The following is a 17,177-nucleotide window of genomic DNA, read 5'->3' as shown; positions in this document are numbered from 1 at the left end:
GACGGATGAGTCAAGGCCAGCAGCCGGTTCGCGAGGGTGAAGAACGCTACGCAGCCCTGCTTAACAACAGCAATGCGGTCCGTGCCATCACCTCTGCGGTGGAAGGGACGCTCGGCCCCAAGGGGCTGGACGTCATGCTGGTCGGCTCCCGCGGGGAAGTCATTATTACCAATGACGGCGTGACGATCCTCGACAAAATGGACGTAACGCATCCCGCCGCCAGATTGCTGATCCAGGTGGCCCGCAGCCAGCAGAAGCAGGTCGGCGACGGAACGACGACGGCAACGGTGCTCGCGGGAGCGCTGGTGCAGGAAGGCGTTGCGCAAATCGTCAGAGGTGTCCCTGCTTCCAAAGTGGTCGCCGGGATGCAGCAGGGCATTCGCATGGCGGTGGAAGCGCTGCGGCGCCGGACCCGGGTTATTGAAGGGCTGGACGATCCGCTGCTTGCCAAGGCGGCTTATGTTGCCGGACGCGAGCGCGAGGATATCGTCCGCCTTGTCATGGAAGCCGCTTCGAAGGTGGGGACCCGGAAGCTGAGGGAACCTGGCTATTTGCTAGCCGATGCGGTTACCGCCCACGAGAAAGGCGATAATGAAGTATATGAAGGCATTCTTTTGAAGCAGAAGCCGCTTCATTCGCATGATAGACCCGTGCTGAAGAGCACGAAGATTCTCGTCCTGCACGACGCGCTCGAGCCGGAGACGCTGGATGAAGAGGTTTTGACGACGGAAGCCGGCTTTGCCCGGTACATGGAGCTGCGCGACCGCTTCAGCAGCGAGCTTCACGTGCTGGCCGACCTCGGGGTGGGGCTTGTTCTGCTGGAACGGGGAATCCATCCCGATGCCGAGCAGTTCTGCATGGACCACGGCATCATGGTGGTGCCGCGCGTGAGCCGCAGCGACCTGCTGCGCGTCAGCGAGATGACAGGGGCGGTGCCCATGCGGCGCACCGCCTTACATAAGGAGCGCGATTCGCTTGCCAAGCTTCTGGGGAATTCCCCCTATGTGGCTTATGACGAAAGGCTGGAACGCGTGCGGGTCAGCAGCGGGGGGCAGGAGCGCGAGCCGTTTGTCACGCTGATCGTCGGGGCGAGCACCGCGGAAGTCGTCGGGGAATCCGCCCGGATTGCCGCGGATGCGGCCTCGGCTGTACAAGCCGCCGTTTCCGGCGGGGTGCTTCCGGGCGGAGGTACGGCCGAGCTGGCCGTCTCCTACGAGCTGGAGCATCAGCGGGAGGCGGTGAAGGGCATGGAAGCCTTCGGCATTGCCGCCGTGGCAGCGGCACTGCGCAAGCCCATGGCACAGATTTTGCTGAACGCCGGCTACAACCCGCTGGAGAAGATGGAAGAGGCGCGTGCCGCCCAGCTTGCGGAAGACTCCGACTCCATGGGCATCGACTGCGATACCGGGCTCGTCATTCGCTATGAGGAGCGGGGGATCGTCGATCCGGCCCTGGTGAAGATTCATGGGCTGGAGGCCGCGGGTGAGGTGGCGGCTGCCGTGCTCCGCATTCATAATGTCATCAAAATGAGAGGCTATGGCGGTCAGGATGAAGAATGAGTTCTTCGGGACCGCATGAACCGATGAACAAAAGCATGATCAGTTTACCAAGGAGGTGAAGACATCTTGAACGAAAACCAACCATTTCAAGACAGTGAAAACGAATTGAACCAACAAACAAATGAAGAAGTGAATGAACATACAGCCGAGGCTGAGGCTAGCCAAGCTGGTGAGACAGCTTCGGAGGATGCTTCTGAAGGGACGGCTGCGGAGAATGAAGCATTGGACGCTGCTGCTCTGAAGAGCGAAGTGGAGCGTCTGCAGGGGCTGGCTGACGACTATCAGCAGCGTGCCATCCGTACGCAGGCCGACTTCGACAATTTCCGCAAACGGACCCAGAAGGAAAAAGAGGACCTGGCCAAGTATGCATCCACTAAACTCGTGACCGAGCTGCTGCCTGTCGTGGATAATTTCGAACGGGCTCTCGCCGCTGCCGGCGAAGGCAGCGAAATAGAGTCCTTTACGAAAGGCGTAAGCATGATTTTCCGCCAATTGGAAGGCGTGCTTCAAGCGGAAGGGCTGCAGGCTATGGTTACCGTCGGCGAGCCGTTTAATCCGGAATATCATCAAGCCATCATGCAGGTGGAAAACGATGAATACGAGGAAGGCATCGTCGTTGAGGAAGTGCAAAAAGGCTATATGCTGAAAGACAAAGTGCTTCGTCCAGCCATGGTTAAAGTCAGCATGTAAATCCCTGCTGTTTAACATATAAGTATTGATCCACCATTTCTTATATCCCAGAGGAGGAAACCATACATGAGTAAAGTTATCGGTATTGACCTTGGTACGACTAACTCCTGCGTAGCCGTCATGGAAGGCGGCGAGGCTGTCGTTATCCCGAATCCGGAAGGCGCGCGTACGACCCCTTCGGTTGTCGGCTTCAAGAAAGACGGCGAGCGCATCGTCGGCGAAACGGCAAAGCGCCAGTCCATTACGAACCCTGACCGTACAATTATTTCGATCAAACGCCACATGGGTACAAACCATAAGGAAACGATTGACGGCAAAGAGTTTACGCCTCAAGAAATTTCCGCAATGATTCTGCAAAAGCTGAAATCCGATGCCGAGGCTTATTTGGGCCAACCGGTAACCCAAGCGGTTATTACGGTTCCGGCATACTTTAATGACAGCCAGCGCCAAGCGACCAAGGACGCCGGTAAAATCGCCGGTCTGGAAGTGCTGCGGATCGTCAACGAGCCGACAGCTGCGGCTCTCGCTTACGGTCTGGAAAAAGCGGAAGATCAAACGATCCTCGTATACGACCTTGGCGGCGGTACGTTTGACGTTTCGATCCTGGAGCTGGGCGACGGCTTCTTCGAAGTTAAAGCGACGAGCGGGGACAACCACCTCGGCGGCGACGACTTCGACCAAGTGATCATCGATTACCTCGTAAGCGAATTTAAGAAAGACCAAGGCATCGACCTGAGCAAGGACAAAGCGGCAGTTCAACGTCTGAAAGACGCGGCGGAAAAAGCGAAAAAGGAATTGTCCGGCGTTCTGACGACGACGATTTCCCTGCCGTTTATTACGGTGGCGGACGGCGTACCTCAGCACTTGGAGGTTAACCTGACCCGTGCCAAGTTTGAAGAGCTGTCTGCCGACTTGGTGGAACGTACTCTTGGACCAACCCGTCAAGCGCTCAGCGATGCGGGCATGAGCTCCAGTGACATCGACAAGATCGTCCTTGTCGGCGGTTCCACGCGGATTCCGGCCGTACAGGAAGCGATCAAGCGTCTGACCGGCAAAGAGCCTCATAAAGGCGTTAACCCGGACGAAGTGGTGGCCCTCGGTGCTGCGGTGCAAGCCGGCGTGCTGACAGGCGACGTGAAAGACGTCGTGCTTCTCGACGTCACTCCGCTCTCCCTCGGTATCGAAACCGCAGGCGGCGTATTTACGAAAATGATCGAGCGCAACACGACGATCCCAACCAGCAAATCGCAAATTTTCTCGACGTATGCGGATAACCAGCCAAGCGTTGAAATCCACGTACTGCAGGGCGAACGCCAAATGGCGGCGGGCAACAAAACGCTCGGACGCTTTATCCTGGGCGACATTCCGCCAGCACCTCGCGGCGTACCGCAAATCGAAGTTACATTCGACATCGACGCCAACGGTATCGTGAACGTATCGGCTACCGATAAAGGAACGAACAAAACGCAGAAGATTACGATTACGTCTTCGAGCGGTCTCAGCGACGACGAAGTGGAACGCATGATGAAGGACGCCGAGGCGCATGCCGAGGAAGACCGTCAGCGTAAAGAACTGATCGAAGCGAAGAACAACGCCGACCAGCTCGTGTACTCCACAGAAAAGACAATTAAGGACCTTGGCGACAAAGTCGACGCTTCCGAAGTCGAAAAAGCCAATGCTGCGAAGGACAAAGTCAAAGCGGCCATCGACTCCGACGACCTGGAGCAGATCAAATCCGCTACCGAAGAGCTGACCGAAATCGTGCAGCAGCTGTCCGTGAAGCTGTATGAGCAGGCTGCTCAAGCACAGCAGGCTCAAGGCGGCGAAGGCAATGCCGACGGCGCAGCAGGCTCCGCGAAGAAGGACAATGTCGTTGACGCGGACTACGAGGTTGTTGACGAGGACAAAAATCAAGGTTAACCTATAGAAAGTTATGTTCAGGAATAGGGAAGTCAAAGCCGGGGCATCCCGCTGCTTTGGCTTTCCTTTTGTCCATGAACCGGAGCATGACTGAAATATTGGGGGTGGAAGAGTGGCTGAAAAGCGTGACTATTATGAAGTCCTGGGCGTCGGCAAGGACGCTTCGGATGATGATATCAAAAAAGCTTACCGGAAGCTGGCCAGGCAGTATCACCCGGACGTGAACAAGGCGGATGACGCCGAGGCCAAGTTCAAAGAGGTCAAGGAAGCCTATGATGTGCTCAGTGATGGGCAGAAGCGTGCGACCTACGACCAGTACGGCCATATCGATCCGAACCAGGGCATGGGCGGAGGATTCTCCGGTGCGGACTTCGGCGGCATCGGCGATATTTTCGACATGTTCTTCGGGGGCGGAGGACGCCGTGACCCGAACGCGCCGCAGCGGGGGAACGACCTGCAGTATACGATGACGATCGAGTTCAAGGAAGCGGTATTCGGCAAGGAATCGGATATTACCATTCCTAGAACCGAAAACTGTGACACTTGCCACGGCTCTGGAGCCAAACCGGGAACGAAACCGCAAACCTGTTCCGTCTGCCACGGCAGCGGGCAGCAGGAAGTCGTCCAGAACACGCCGTTCGGACGGATGGTCAACCGTCGTACCTGCTCCAACTGTAACGGTACGGGTCAAATCATCAAGGACAAATGTACGACCTGCCACGGCAGCGGCAAAGTGAAAAAGCAGCGCAAAATTCACGTGCGCATTCCTGCGGGCGTGGACGACGGCGCCCAGCTGCGCATGACCGGCGAAGGGGAAGGCGGTCTGCGGGGCGGCCCGTCGGGCGACTTGTACATCGTCATCCGCGTGAAGCCTCACGACTTCTTCGAGCGTGAAGGCGACGATATTTACTGCGAGGTTCCGCTCACGTTTGCCCAGGCGGCGCTTGGCGACGAGATCGAGATCCCGACGCTGACCGAGAAGGTCAAGCTGAAAATTCCGGCCGGTACACAAACGGGTACGTTCTTCCGGCTCAAAGGCAAAGGCGTTCCGCGTTTGCGCGGCATCGGACAGGGCGACCAGCACGTGAAGGTCGTCGTCGTTACGCCTAGCAAGCTCAGCGACGAGCAGAAGGACCTGCTGCGCCAGTTTGCCTCCCTGGACGGCGAGCAGACGCATGAGCAGGAGCAGTCTTTTTTTGACCGCATGAAAAAAGCGTTCCGCGGGGAGTAACCGCGCAATGCAGTATATAGGTAATTCGTCTTCCGACAACCTTCAGGAAGATGGACCGTATTTAGAAAGTCCGGCCGTGGCGGCCGGGCTTTTTTTGCATGCAAACCCATAGACGTTTCCAGTTCCCGGCCCGGTTGTTTCCTGCGCATAAAAGGGACCGCGCTTGCACAGCCTAAAACCGCACGTGAGAAGCCGTAAACGCTTAATCCATATAAAAAGCAGGTGAAGCAAGTGTCTGAAAAGAGCATTCTGGCCTATTTTAAAAGTCCGGAAGAAGCCGAGGGCGTAGCAAAAAAGCTGCGTGCCCTGCGGGTGGTGGACCTGTCCATCGACCGCTTCAGCCGGTTTCCGGGGGCTTCGATGTACAGCACCGGCCCATTTACGGGTGGGATGCCCAGCCTGACGTCTGTGACCTATGGCACAACATACAGCGATAAGGATGTCTCCATTCTGGCTGCAGCCGATCCGTCCGCAAGCGGGATGAGCGACGGCGGACAGGGAGGGCCAACCGGCCGGGATATCATTCTGAGCGTTGTGGTCGAGGAAGAGTCGTTCGAGAAGGCAAGGAGAATCGTCGAGGAAGCCGGCGGCTTCGTCTAGGCGTGAAAGTGGGACCGTAACATTTTCTGAAAGTGAATAGTTCGTTCAAGGAAAGGATGGGAGCTTGATGGCTAGCCGCGATAAAAAAGGCAAAATCATGACCAAGACGGAAAAAATCAAGGAACTGATGTCGATGAAAAACGAGGATGTCGAGTTCTCAGGCGTTCTGGCCGATGCGGACGATGTGGAAGCGCTCCGCCGCAGCGAGGAGGCTGACGAGCGTCAGCTCCGCAAAATGGATACCGGCTGGACGGATGAAGATTAAGAATGCCTAAAACCGTGGGGAAGCGCGATGCGGACCTGCGGTTTTTTTGTTAGCGGGGAGCCCTAAATTTTGTACTCGGCCGCCGATGTATAGTACAATGGTACTTATGCATAGGTCGAGGAGGAATTTAACGAATTATGTTATGGCATGAATTTACAATACATACCACGGAAGAAGCCGTGGAAATGATTTCAAATTTTTTGCATGAGGCCGGCGCCGGCGGTGTATCCATCGAAGAGTCGGGAACCCTGAACAAGAAACGGGATACGTCGTTCGGGCAATGGTACGAGATGCCTCTCAACGATATTCCGGAAGGACAGGCGGAAATCAAAGGGTATTTTTCGGAGGAGTCCCCTGTGGAGCAGATCATTGCCGAGGTTAAGGAACGGATCGGGCAGCTGCATGAGTACGGAATCGACACGGGAGAGCTGCGTTATGAGCTCAAGACAGTGAATGAGGACGACTGGGCTACCGCCTGGAAAGCTTACTTTAAACCGCTGAAGGTATCGGAGCGGCTGACGATCAAGCCGACCTGGGAGGACTACACGCCGGCGAACGAGGCGGAGAAAATCATCGAGCTCGATCCCGGAATGGCGTTCGGCACAGGAACCCATCCGACGACGGCGCTCTGCCTGCGCACGCTGGAGAAGGTCATCCGGGGCGGGGAGGAAGTCATCGACGTCGGAACGGGCTCCGGCATTTTGGCCATTGGGGCCGTCCTGCTCGGCGCGAAGCATGTGCTTGCACTGGACCTGGATCCGGTGGCGGTGTCGAGCGCCAAGGAAAACAGCCAATTAAACGGCATGCTGGATCATCAGATTACGGTCAAGGAAAGCGATCTGCTGTCCCTGTTAAGCGGTGACCAGCGCGAAGATCTGGGCGTTACCCTGCCGGTCCAAGTGATCGTCGCCAACATTTTGGCCGAAATCATTCTGCTCTTTATCGACGACGTGTACCGTGCACTCGAGCCGGGAGGCGTCTACATCGCCTCAGGCATTTACAAAAATAAGGAAGACGTCGTTCAGCAGGCGCTGAAGGACTCCGGGTTTGAGATCGAGGACGTTTGCCGTGACGAAGACTGGGTAGCCTTTGTCGCGAGAAAGAGGTCGTAATGGATTTTCTGAACAATATTCTCAGGTTTCCGCTGGAAGAGCTTCCGTTCGTCCTGATCGTGCTGGTGATTGCCTTTACGGTGCATGAATTTTCGCATGCGTATTTTGCCTATAAATTTGGAGATCCTACAGCCAAACTGCTGGGCAGGGTAACGCTGAATCCGGCGGTTCACTTCGATTTTCTCGGCGTCCTGCTGCTGGTGATCGCAGGGTTTGGCTGGGCCAGACCGGTCCCGGTCAACCGCGACAACTTCAAAAACCCCCGCCTCATGGGCGTGGTCGTGTCGGCGGCGGGGCCGCTGAGCAACTTCGTTCTGGGTATCATCGGGGCATTCATTTACGCCCTCCTGATCGCCACGGGGGTGCTGGACGGGATTACGAACGAAAGGCTGCTGTTCGCGATCACGACGTTTTTGCGCTATTTCTGCTTCATGAACTTTTTCCTGTTCTTATTCAACCTTATCCCGCTTCCGCCGCTGGACGGATACCGCATCGTCGAAGATATCGTTCCGCCGCGGGTACGGATGAAGCTGCAGCAGTTTGAGCAGTGGTCCATCTTTATTTTCCTGCTGATTCTGTTCATTCCGGTGCTGCAGATGTATACAATCAGTCCGCTGTATATGTGGGCTAACAGCATCAACTACCAGTTCGTGTTCTCCTTCCTGAAATTGTTCGGCGTGTCGATATAATCGGAGCGGGAACGCGAACGTTCGAGGCCGTATTCGCTTGTTGAATAGGGTCTGGTCATGCGAACCTAAAAGTTGTATGATGAAGTTTGTGATTTTGGAAATAGGATGTTGATAAAGGTGCAGAGATATTTTGTATCACAGGAGCAGTTTAAAGGCGATACCGTCGAGATTACCGGTGAGGATGCACGGCATATCGCCAAGGTTATGCGCAGCAAAGAAGGGGACACCTTTATCGTCAGCGATGGACGCGAGCGGGAAGCGCTGGTGGAAATCCGGTCGATCGACCAGGGGGTTGTCACCACCGCTGTCGTCGAGATGCTGGCGATGACCCAGGAGCCGCGGGTTAAAGTCACTATTGCCCAGAGCCTCCCTAAAGGAGACAAGATGGAGACGGTGATCCAGAAATGCACCGAGATCGGTGCGGCGGCATTTGTTCCTTTTTTGTCGGAGCGAACCATCGTGCAGTACGATGCCAAGAAGGAAGAGAAGCGCATCGTCCGCTGGAGTAAAATCGCCAAAGAGGCGGCTGAACAGAGCCACCGCAACCGGGTGCCCGAGGTCGGTTATCCGATCCATTGGAAAAACCTGCTGGCTTCGTTTTCGGCGTATGATGCGGTATATTTCTGCTATGAGAAAGAACACGGTCTTCAGCTGCGGGATGCAGTGAAGCCTTGGATAGAGAAGACCGGCGCTGCCGCAGGCCTGCAGGTGCTTCTGATCGTGGGGCCGGAAGGCGGCTTCAGCGAAGAGGAGTGCCGGGCGGCGGAGGAAGCCGGCGCGGTCAGCATCGGCCTGGGACGGAGAATCCTGCGCTGCGAGACGGCGGGTATGGTTGCCCTGGCCTGCATACTTTATGAATCCGGAGAAATGGGGGGAGCTTGAACATGCCATCCGTTGCATTTTATACGTTGGGCTGTAAAGTGAATTTTTACGATACAGAGGCCATTTGGCAGCTGTTTAAAAATGAAGGCTACGAGCAGGTGGATTTCGAACAAAACGCAGACGTTTATTTAATTAATACCTGTACCGTAACCAATACAGGCGATAAGAAGAGCCGGCAGATCATCCGCCGCGCCGTGCGCCAAAATCCGGAAGCGATCGTCGCCGTGACGGGCTGTTATGCGCAGACCTCACCGGCCGAAATTTTGGACATTCCCGGGGTTGACCTCGTCATCGGGAACCAGGATCGGGATAAAATCATTCCGTACGTGAATCAAATCCGCCAGTCCCGCGAGCCGATCAATGCGGTACGCAACATTATGAAGACGCGCGTATTTGAAGAAATGGACGTTCCTGATTTTGCTGACAGAACCCGGGCGTTTCTGAAAATCCAGGACGGCTGCAACAACTTCTGCACGTTCTGCATCATTCCATGGTCGCGGGGGCTTTCACGCAGCCGGGATCCGAAGAGCATCGTGACTCAGGCGCATCAGCTGGTGGAAGCGGGATACAAGGAAATCGTCCTGACCGGCATCCATACCGGCGGCTACGGCGACGACCTGGACAGTTACCGCCTGTCGGACCTGCTGTGGGATCTCGACAAGGTGGACGGGCTGGAACGCGTACGCATCAGCTCCATCGAGGCTAGCCAAATCGACGAGCGGATGCTCGACGTGCTGAACCGTTCCTCGAAAATGTGCCGCCACCTGCACATTCCGCTGCAAGCGGGGGATGACACGGTGCTCAAGCGGATGCGCCGCAAGTATACGACAGAAGAGTTTTACAACAAAATGCAGCTGATCCGCCAGGCGATGCCGGATGTCGGCATTACGACGGACGTTATCGTCGGGTTCCCGGGCGAAACGGACGAAATGTACCGGAACGGCTATGAGCTGATGAAGGCGATCGGGTTCTCGGAAATGCACGTCTTCCCGTATTCCCAGCGGAACGGCACGCCGGCCGCGCGGATGACCGACCAGGTGAGCGAAGAAGTGAAGCATGCGCGGGTGCGCGAATTAATCGCGCTGTCCGAGCAGATGCAGCTGGCGTATGCCCAAAAATTCGTCGGCCAGGTGCTGGACGTCATTCCGGAAGGCACTTCCAAAGGAACCCATGGTCCGGGCAAAATGCATGGCTTCAGCGATAACTATCTGCAGCTGATCTTTGACGGTCCGGAAGACCTGCAAGGCAAGCTGTGCCGAGTTAAGCTGACCAAAGCCGGCGTTCACGAGTGCGAAGGCCAGCTGGTGCGTGTGCTGGACGAAAGACCGGGACAAGCGGTTTAATTTGTATATAGCAAGGTCCCTATGCATTGCGGGATCTTGGGCGAATGGCAAGGATTTCATTTCCGGCAGCACCGGAGGTGAAATCCTTGTTTGTACTAGGGCATGAGGAGGAGGAGCGGGTGATGAGGAAGGAAATATCGGCAGGAGGTGTCGTGTTCCGCCGCATCGGCGGCCAGCTGGAGATTCAGCTGATTCTGGACCGCTACGGCAAAATTTCGATGGCCAAAGGCAAAATGGAGCCGGGCGAAACCGTTGAGCAGACCGCGCTGCGCGAAATCGAGGAAGAGACGGGCATTATCGGCAGTATCATTTCCCCCGTGGACATCATTAAATATATGTACAACCATCCGATTCATGGCCAGGTTCAAAAAGAAGTTCATTATTACCTGGTGGAGGCGGTCGGCGGATCGCATCGGCCTCAGGTGGAGGAGATCAGCGGTGTGGCCTGGTATGAGCCGCTGGAGGCATGGCTCCGGCAGGATCAGAACGGGTATGATAATAATGACCGGATCGTGCGGAAAGGGCTGTCCCTGCTCGGCATCGAGGTTTAAGACTTATCTTAGGTCGGCCTGAGGAACTGTCCTCCTACCAAGCGCTTAAAGGTGAGCTGTACACTCAGGCGTGTGCGGCTTTTTTCCAGATCGGCAGGTAGCATAGAGGCAGAGCGGCCAGGGAGCTGATCACATTAAACAGCGTCTGCGCGTGGGCGATTTGCGCGCCTTCACTGCCGGTGATGGCCGCTACAGCCCAGTGCAGCTGCGGAATCAAGGGCATGAAGACGAGGGCTCCGCCGACGTTCAGAACCACATGGGTCCAGGCGACGAATCGGCCAGAGGCAGAGCTGCCGATGGAGGCGAGAACCGCGGTCACGCAGGTGCCGACGTTCGCGCCGAGCACGATGGCGATGCCGACGTCGACCGGCAGCGTTCCCGAGGAGGCCAGCGCGATCGCCAGGCCGATGACGGCGGCGCTGCTGTGCATCAGGGCGGTTAGTACCGCGCCGGCGGCAATGCCCCACCATACGCTGTCGGCTGCGCGGTCCAGGAACCAGCTGAACAGACCGGACTGCTCCAGGGCCGGACCAATCTTCTGCATGACGCGGATGCCCAGCATGACCAGGGCAAAGCCGGCGATCGCCAGCGACAGAAACTGGACGGGCATCATCAGGTGCTGAATGCGGCGGATTCCCGGCGGGGAGCTCTCGCTGAAAATGACGGCGGCCGCCCACACGACCAGGGAGACGGTCAAGAGCGGCAGGGCGATCCGTCCGATCTGCAGGCCGATCAGCTCGGTGGTCAGGCAGGTGCCGATGTTGCTGCCGAGTATAATGCCGAGGGTGCGTTCGTACGTCAGCAGCCCGGCGTTGACCAGGCCCATCGTAATGACGGTGACGGCCGTGCTGCTCTGCAAGACGGCCGTGATGCCGGTGCTGAAGAGGAGCCCCTTCAGCGGCGAAGCGGTAGCCTTTTGCAGGAAGGCGGACAGGAGGGGCCCTGCCCATTTGCCGAGGGCCGCCTCCATCACCTTCATGCCGGCCATAAAAATAACAAACCCGTACACGACGGGAAACACAACAGTTTGAAACACGCGGCAAGTCCTCCTTGGGGTTGTTTATGGAGTCAACCATAGTTACGTATATGTCCAGCCCTGGACAACCATGACTCCAAGAGGGGCTTCAGCCGGGGACTTGCCGGAATCCATATATCATTTTTGAAACGTTGAAGGAGTGAATCGATTGGCATCCGTCGTATTGGAGCGCAGCCGGAAGAAGCGGCTGGAACAGGGGCATCCCTGGATTTACAACAATGAAATTGCCTCGGTGGAGGGCAGCCCGGAGCCGGGCGACCTCGTGAATGTGGTCAATCATCAAGGGCGGTACCTGGCCACAGGCTATTACAATCCGGCCTCGCAAATTACGGTCCGGGTCATCTCGTACCATCCCGTCGAGACGATGGATCGTGCCTTCTTTGCCGAACGCTTCCGCGGCTGCCTTGAGCACCGTGAGCGATTTCTGAAAGGAGACAATGCTTACCGCCTCGTGTATGGGGAAGCGGATTTTCTTCCCGGGCTGATCGTGGACCGCTTCGGCGATGTGCTGGTCGTACAGCTGCTGACGCTGGGCATGGACGTGCATCGTACGGACATCGTCGACGCGCTGGTCGAGGTGCTGAACCCGCAGGGAATCTATGAACGCAGCGACGTTCCCGTGCGCGAGCTGGAAGGGCTTGAGCAGACCAAGGGACCGCTGTACGGGGAATGCCCGCGCCACGTGACCGTGACGGAGAACGGTCTGTTCGTGAAGGTCGACATTGAAGAAGGCCAGAAAACGGGCTATTTCTTCGACCAGCGGGAAAACCGGGCTTCGATCGCTCCGCTGATGACCGGCTGGGGAGGCCGCAGCGGGATTACGCTGCAGGAAGTAGAACAGGACGGAGAGCGCGTCAGCCTTCCGGTGAACAAAAGCGGCAAAGTCGTTACCTTCCCTTATTGGGACGGGGCCACAGTGCTGGAATGCTTTTCGCATACGGGCAGCTTCACGCTGAATGCCTGCAAGTACGGAGCCAAGAAGGTCACCTGCCTCGATATTTCCCAGCACGCGATTGAGAGCGCCAGGGAAAACGTCGTGCTGAACGGCTTTGAGGACCGGGTGGAATTTGTTGTCGCCGACGCCTTCCAATATTTGCGTGATCAGGTCAAAGGAGTGGAGGAACGGCGGCAGCGGGCCGCAGGGAACGAGGAGAAGGTCGATACCTCGAAGAAAATGACCGCAGGGGGCGGCCGGACGTGGGACGTCGTTATTTTGGACCCACCGGCATTTGCCAAGACGAAAAGCGCCGTGAAGGGCGCCTGCCGCGGCTATAAGGATATCAACCTGCACGGCATGAAGCTGGTGAACGAGGGAGGATACCTCGTCACGGCCAGCTGCTCGTACCATATGCGCCCGGACCTGTTCCTGGCCACGATCCAGGAAGCGGCGGCCGATGCCGGCAAAATTTTGCGCCTGATCGAATGGCGTGCGGCCGGCAAGGACCACCCGCAAATTCTCGGCGTCGATGAAGGCCATTACCTCAAGTTTGCTGTATTTGAAGTTCGCAGCAGGGCTTAACTTTGATCTTGAAAAACCAAACCTTTCCGTGATGGACGGAAAGGTTTTTTTGTTTTCGCAGCGGCAAGCTCGTCTGAAAGAGAAGCAAGCGTAACCTTCGGGGGATTGTTAGCGTCTAGGAAGTAAGACGTTCCAAAAAAAGGGATTCAGCATACGACGGGGTGACGCAATGAAAAAAGCAATCATCGCATTAACCTTACTGATGATGTTAACAATAACAGCCTCAGGCTGCACCTCACCAGCTGCCAACCATTCGGAAGGGTGCTGTACAAACCCGGTTAGCCAAACGGCGCCGGGGCAATATCGGGACGCTGCAGGCTTTTCGAATTTAGAACAGAAAGCCATCGGTCCGATCGGGGTGCGGGAGCCGTTCTATGGCGTGCGCCTTCTGAACCGGGACGGAACGACCGTTCAGGAGTGGCCGCTAGATTCCTTAACATCGTATCAACCCGTTTGGGACGATGAGGAGGAACATGGGCCCGGGATGCTGGTGTACAGCTTGAATGGCAGGCTGCCTTCGATTTTGCAGCAGAACGGTTCGATAAGCGTGCTATCCCAGCCGAAATGGGCGCCGCCTCAGGTGGAGTTTACGAACGATTTTGGGCTGAATGTTCAATATGCGGACCGGCTTGTCCAGAACGAGATCTATGCCGTCAACGGCCATTTGAAGCTGTACCGGGTAAATACCCGATCCGGAGTGTCCCTGGAGCTGTACGAGTCCGCCCGCCCGATCTACGGTATAGCCGCATCACCTGACAACGATCGTGTGGCGCTGCTGGTTGCTTCGGACGACACGTTTGGCCCGGATGCCGACTTGATTGTGCTGGACCGGGACGGGAACAAGCTGCTCCACCGGCCGAGAGTGAGCTATTTGTCACACAGCGACGGATTCCTGTTTATTTATCCTTTAGCCTGGAACGATAACGAGACCGTTACGGTCCCTGTTGACGGATCAAGGAGGGCCGAACCCGTGGCGTTCTACATATCCGTCTGAACCGGGAGGGGGCGTCCTACGAAACCGATCCTAAGCTGCCGGCCGCGGCCAGGCGAATATTAGCACAGCACGCAAGGGTTGCAAAGGAAACGGACATCACCAGCTTTACCGCCGCATCCGGGAATCCCTCCGGTTTGTATGCGGTCCAACTGGCCAATCGTGACGTATGGATTGTCGATATTCTGAAAGGGAAGGCGCTCGAAGCCGGCGTCGGCTATCCGCTGAGCTGGACGAGGGAGAACCGGCTGTGGCTGGCGGCCAACCGCTCGGAGCTGCCGGTCTATTACAGCGGTATGTAATATGCCATGCGAGGCAAAATGATGATGCATTCGATGATCCGCGTATCATTTATCCAAACCCCGAACGCCAAAATGTTAAAAATCCCTTCTCGCCGGATGCGAAAAGGGATTTTTGAATTTTTTACCCAGGCTAGTGTGCTTTTTCAATTCCAGGGCTAGCGCTATTGCTTTGTCCGGGTTACCATCATTCCTGCTCATAGCGATGGACCAGCTTGTCCCGGTGGGAAGCAAAAATGTCCTCCAGTCCGATGTCGTATTTGTTCGCGATCACAATCAGATTCCCCAGCACGTCGCCAAGTTCTTCCACAAGCTCCTGCTTATGCTCGTCATACGTACCCACGGCCTCATCCGGCCGGTCCCGGCCGATTTCAAGCGCCCGAATCGCCCGGGCTACTTCGCCGGTCTCCTCCGCCAAAAAGCCGATCCGGATAAAGATATCGAGCTCCGACCAGCCTCGCTGTTCGTAATACTCCTTGACCCACTGCTGAAATGCGTTCACATCCACAGTTTCCGCCTCCTCCTGCAATTCGTGTTCTAGTGATAGGCATTTCTATAAGTATAAGGGATGGAGGCAAGAGGTTGGTGAGTTATTCAAAGGCTGGATTGAGGGCAAAAACCATTATTTACATTTTGGTACACATTAAATAGACTGAAAAATCATTGAAAGGAAGGGAAGTCCGAACAGGCTGCTAGGAGATCACGTGGAACGGCCGGTAATTTCAGGGTTGGACGCCATGATGGTTTCCGCCGCGCGCCATACCTCCGGCAAAAAGTCGATGACCGCAGCGGCACGCGTGCTGAAGTCCTGGACGGTGTGAAAGCCGAGATCGGCCAGAAATGCTTCCAGACCGGGGGCAAGCTCCTTTTGCACTTTCGGATCGCTGTCTGCGGCGAGAATTTTGTGGCAGCGCGCGAAGGTGGCGCCCATCCAAAACACCGCCTCGCGGTGGAGTCCTTGTTCAATTAACGTTATGCTCCCGTCGATGGCGATCGGGCGGGAAACCGGGGAAATATCGCTGCTGAAGAAAAAGGGCGTTTTGGCGACCGCAGCCGCGGTGTCGAAGGTCCGCTCGAGCGACCTGACATGCTGCATCGCCCGCTCCGGCTCCAAATCGGCACAGCCGAGATGGCGAAGCAGCTCGAGGTACAGCGAGCTTAGGCTATAATCTTTCAATACGCCGCGGACGGCTGCATAACGGAGCCGCACCGTCGGGTTTTTCAGGGCGGCGAGCAGCAGCACATGCGTGGTGATGCCCGTAGGGAAGAGCCAGGATGTGAACAAGTCATGCAGGGGCAGGGACAAGTCGAGGCCGAGCAGAGAACGCTTGATTTGCTGCAGGACGTTTTCGCACCGCTGCCGCACCCAGACCTCATCGGCAAAATGCCGGGATACTTCTGAATACAGGCGATGCAAATGGCCATGGGGATCGGAGATGATCGTATTCACCCGGAACGGGCCTGCCAGATGGTGTGAGACGAGCACCTTTTGCACCGAGGACAGCTCGGATAGGGAGATGTAAGAGCCTTCGATCAGGGTATTCCGATATATGAACTTACCCGGTTTTAACGGCGGCTCCGCCAGTTCGGACACGACCATCACGTCGATATCGGAGCTTGGAGACATCGGGGCATCTTCCGGCATTCCGATCGTGGAACCCGTAAAATAAGCGCCCATAAATCCTTTTTCCTTTGAGGCTTGGTGCATCACCCAGTCCGCTGCAGCGGCTCTTGCTGAACCGACCGTTCCGGGCTGATTTTCAGACGAGCTTGAAAAATCCTTGATATCCACCGTATTTCCTCCCTTTGCCTTAAAGTGGGAACGTCCTCATTATAGAATGTCAGGTGAAAAATGGTAGACTGTTTGTTTTTGGAAATATGAGCTATAATAGCAATATAAGGAGCCGAAAGGCTCCTTTTTTCGTTGGATTCCGGCATACGGCCCGCAGAAGGACAAGGGGTTGACATGAAACCAAAAGGTTTCGTATAATTCATGTGAAACCAAATGGTTTCGCATTCGAATGTAAACCGGGTTGATTGACTGCATATGGAGGTACTTATACATGGAAAACTCAACAAACAATGCTTTGCCTGATATTCGCCACACCGGCGTATTCCAGGCTCCGATCCAGAAAGTGTGGGAGGCGGTGGCGACTCCCGAAGGGCTGTCCGCCTGGTTCATGCCCAATGACATGCAGCCCGTCGTAGGCCACGAATTTCACATTAATGCCGGTCCGTACGGCATGTCGCCGTGCAAGGTGACCGAAGTGGATCCGCCGCACCGGCTGGCGTTCCGCTGGGGCAAGGACTGGACGCTTGCTTTCGAGCTGAAGGAGCTGGACGGCAAAACGGAAGTGACGCTCATCCACTCCGGCTGGAGCGCGGACCAAGTGACCGAGTTCAACCAGCCGCACACGATTGTGCGCGAGACGATGGACCAAGGCTGGGCCGGACTCCACCAGAAGCTGGGCAGATACGTCGAGGCGTAAG

18 protein-coding genes are annotated in these 17,177 nt (G+C 56.3%); 15 read left to right on the top strand and 3 right to left on the bottom strand.

From position 1 onward, the window contains the following. Positions 1-5 precede the first annotated feature (5 nt). The 11 genes from BCV73_RS19280 (at position 6) to BCV73_RS19230 (ending at position 10,842) form a co-directional block, all read left to right on the top strand. The gene (locus BCV73_RS19280) at positions 6-1,559 is read left to right on the top strand and encodes a TCP-1/cpn60 chaperonin family protein (RefSeq protein WP_089548228.1); all 1,554 of its coding nucleotides are present in this window, start codon (positions 6-8) and stop codon (positions 1,557-1,559) included. 66 nt (positions 1,560-1,625) lie between these two features. Further along, complete coding sequence (gene grpE / locus BCV73_RS19275; RefSeq protein WP_089548227.1) at positions 1,626-2,249, top strand: nucleotide exchange factor GrpE; 624 nt, start codon at positions 1,626-1,628, stop codon at positions 2,247-2,249. 66 nt (positions 2,250-2,315) lie between these two features. Next, complete coding sequence (gene dnaK, locus BCV73_RS19270; RefSeq protein WP_076169778.1) at positions 2,316-4,169, top strand: molecular chaperone DnaK; 1,854 nt, start codon at positions 2,316-2,318, stop codon at positions 4,167-4,169. 112 nt (positions 4,170-4,281) lie between these two features. Then, complete coding sequence (gene dnaJ, locus BCV73_RS19265; protein WP_076169779.1) at positions 4,282-5,400, top strand: molecular chaperone DnaJ; 1,119 nt, start codon at positions 4,282-4,284, stop codon at positions 5,398-5,400. A 231-nt stretch (positions 5,401-5,631) separates the two neighbouring features. Then, on the top strand, positions 5,632-6,000 hold the full coding sequence (locus BCV73_RS19260) for a hypothetical protein (protein WP_089548226.1): 369 nt from the start codon (positions 5,632-5,634) through the stop codon (positions 5,998-6,000). Between the two features lie 67 nt (positions 6,001-6,067). Next, positions 6,068-6,265: a YfhD family protein gene (locus BCV73_RS19255; RefSeq protein WP_076169781.1), complete on the top strand. Its 198-nt coding sequence runs from the start codon at positions 6,068-6,070 to the stop codon at positions 6,263-6,265. A 137-nt stretch (positions 6,266-6,402) separates the two neighbouring features. Further along, positions 6,403-7,377, top strand: coding sequence for a 50S ribosomal protein L11 methyltransferase (gene prmA / locus BCV73_RS19250; RefSeq protein ID WP_076169782.1), 975 nt, complete (start codon positions 6,403-6,405; stop codon positions 7,375-7,377). Beyond that, positions 7,377-8,066, top strand: a complete 690-nt coding sequence (locus tag BCV73_RS19245; RefSeq protein ID WP_076169783.1) for a site-2 protease family protein — start codon at positions 7,377-7,379, stop codon at positions 8,064-8,066. The genes prmA and BCV73_RS19245 overlap by 1 nt, the downstream gene beginning before the upstream one ends. Before the next feature lie 117 nt (positions 8,067-8,183). After that, positions 8,184-8,948: a 16S rRNA (uracil(1498)-N(3))-methyltransferase gene (locus tag BCV73_RS19240; protein ID WP_089548225.1), complete on the top strand. Its 765-nt coding sequence runs from the start codon at positions 8,184-8,186 to the stop codon at positions 8,946-8,948. A gap of 2 nt (positions 8,949-8,950) precedes the next feature. Continuing rightward, the gene (mtaB, locus tag BCV73_RS19235) at positions 8,951-10,291 is read left to right on the top strand and encodes a tRNA (N(6)-L-threonylcarbamoyladenosine(37)-C(2))-methylthiotransferase MtaB (RefSeq protein ID WP_076169785.1); all 1,341 of its coding nucleotides are present in this window, start codon (positions 8,951-8,953) and stop codon (positions 10,289-10,291) included. Between the two features lie 122 nt (positions 10,292-10,413). Further along, a complete protein-coding gene (locus BCV73_RS19230; protein WP_076169786.1) occupies positions 10,414-10,842 on the top strand; it encodes an NUDIX hydrolase in 429 nt (142 codons plus the stop codon). 64 nt (positions 10,843-10,906) lie between these two features. Here BCV73_RS19230 and BCV73_RS19225 read toward each other — a convergent pair whose 3' ends face one another. Further along, entirely contained in the window at positions 10,907-11,878 is a 972-nt protein-coding gene (locus BCV73_RS19225; protein ID WP_089548224.1) for a Na/Pi cotransporter family protein, read from the bottom strand. 148 nt (positions 11,879-12,026) lie between these two features. Here BCV73_RS19225 and BCV73_RS19220 point away from each other — a divergent pair, with 148 nt between their 5' ends. From BCV73_RS19220 to BCV73_RS35110, 3 genes are all read left to right on the top strand, one after another. Beyond that, positions 12,027-13,397: a class I SAM-dependent rRNA methyltransferase gene (locus tag BCV73_RS19220; protein ID WP_089548223.1), complete on the top strand. Its 1,371-nt coding sequence runs from the start codon at positions 12,027-12,029 to the stop codon at positions 13,395-13,397. Positions 13,398-13,602: 205 nt separating this feature from the next. Further along, positions 13,603-14,391, top strand: a complete 789-nt coding sequence (locus BCV73_RS19215; RefSeq protein WP_218828159.1) for a hypothetical protein — start codon at positions 13,603-13,605, stop codon at positions 14,389-14,391. Positions 14,392-14,525: 134 nt separating this feature from the next. Then, a complete protein-coding gene (locus BCV73_RS35110) occupies positions 14,526-14,690 on the top strand; it encodes a hypothetical protein (protein ID WP_179232031.1) in 165 nt (54 codons plus the stop codon). 184 nt (positions 14,691-14,874) lie between these two features. Here BCV73_RS35110 and BCV73_RS19210 read toward each other — a convergent pair whose 3' ends face one another. Both BCV73_RS19210 and BCV73_RS19205 read right to left on the bottom strand, forming a co-directional pair. Continuing rightward, positions 14,875-15,195, bottom strand: a complete 321-nt coding sequence (locus tag BCV73_RS19210) for a MazG nucleotide pyrophosphohydrolase domain-containing protein (protein WP_089548221.1) — start codon at positions 15,193-15,195, stop codon at positions 14,875-14,877. 192 nt (positions 15,196-15,387) lie between these two features. Further along, entirely contained in the window at positions 15,388-16,479 is a 1,092-nt protein-coding gene (locus BCV73_RS19205; RefSeq protein ID WP_256992906.1) for a hypothetical protein, read from the bottom strand. A gap of 271 nt (positions 16,480-16,750) precedes the next feature. On the opposite strand from BCV73_RS19205, the gene BCV73_RS19200 reads away from it, so the two are divergent. After that, the gene (locus tag BCV73_RS19200; RefSeq protein WP_089548220.1) at positions 16,751-17,176 is read left to right on the top strand and encodes an SRPBCC family protein; all 426 of its coding nucleotides are present in this window, start codon (positions 16,751-16,753) and stop codon (positions 17,174-17,176) included. The last annotated feature ends 1 nt before the right edge of the window (position 17,177 follow it).

The organism is Paenibacillus sp. SSG-1, from assembly GCF_002224835.1.
Classification (GTDB): domain Bacteria; phylum Bacillota; class Bacilli; order Paenibacillales; family Paenibacillaceae; genus Paenibacillus_AQ; species Paenibacillus_AQ favisporus.
The sequence above is the reverse complement of the archived record's forward strand: the minus strand, read 5'-3'. Positions and strand labels throughout refer to the sequence as shown.

Excerpts from the sequence above, each read along its gene's own strand:
- BCV73_RS19280 (WP_089548228.1), top strand. The coding sequence starts at position 6 with ATGAGTCAAGGCCAGCAGCCGGTTCGCGAGGGTGAAGAACGCTACGCA.
- dnaK (WP_076169778.1), top strand. The coding sequence starts at position 2,316 with ATGAGTAAAGTTATCGGTATTGACCTTGGTACGACTAACTCCTGCGTA.
- BCV73_RS19255 (WP_076169781.1), top strand. The coding sequence starts at position 6,068 with ATGGCTAGCCGCGATAAAAAAGGCAAAATCATGACCAAGACGGAAAAA.
- prmA (WP_076169782.1), top strand. The coding sequence starts at position 6,403 with ATGTTATGGCATGAATTTACAATACATACCACGGAAGAAGCCGTGGAA.
- BCV73_RS19245 (WP_076169783.1), top strand. The coding sequence starts at position 7,377 with ATGGATTTTCTGAACAATATTCTCAGGTTTCCGCTGGAAGAGCTTCCG.
- mtaB (WP_076169785.1), top strand. The coding sequence starts at position 8,951 with ATGCCATCCGTTGCATTTTATACGTTGGGCTGTAAAGTGAATTTTTAC.
- BCV73_RS19230 (WP_076169786.1), top strand. The coding sequence starts at position 10,414 with ATGAGGAAGGAAATATCGGCAGGAGGTGTCGTGTTCCGCCGCATCGGC.
- BCV73_RS19215 (WP_218828159.1), top strand. The coding sequence starts at position 13,603 with ATGTTAACAATAACAGCCTCAGGCTGCACCTCACCAGCTGCCAACCAT.
- BCV73_RS19200 (WP_089548220.1), top strand. The coding sequence starts at position 16,751 with ATGGAAAACTCAACAAACAATGCTTTGCCTGATATTCGCCACACCGGC.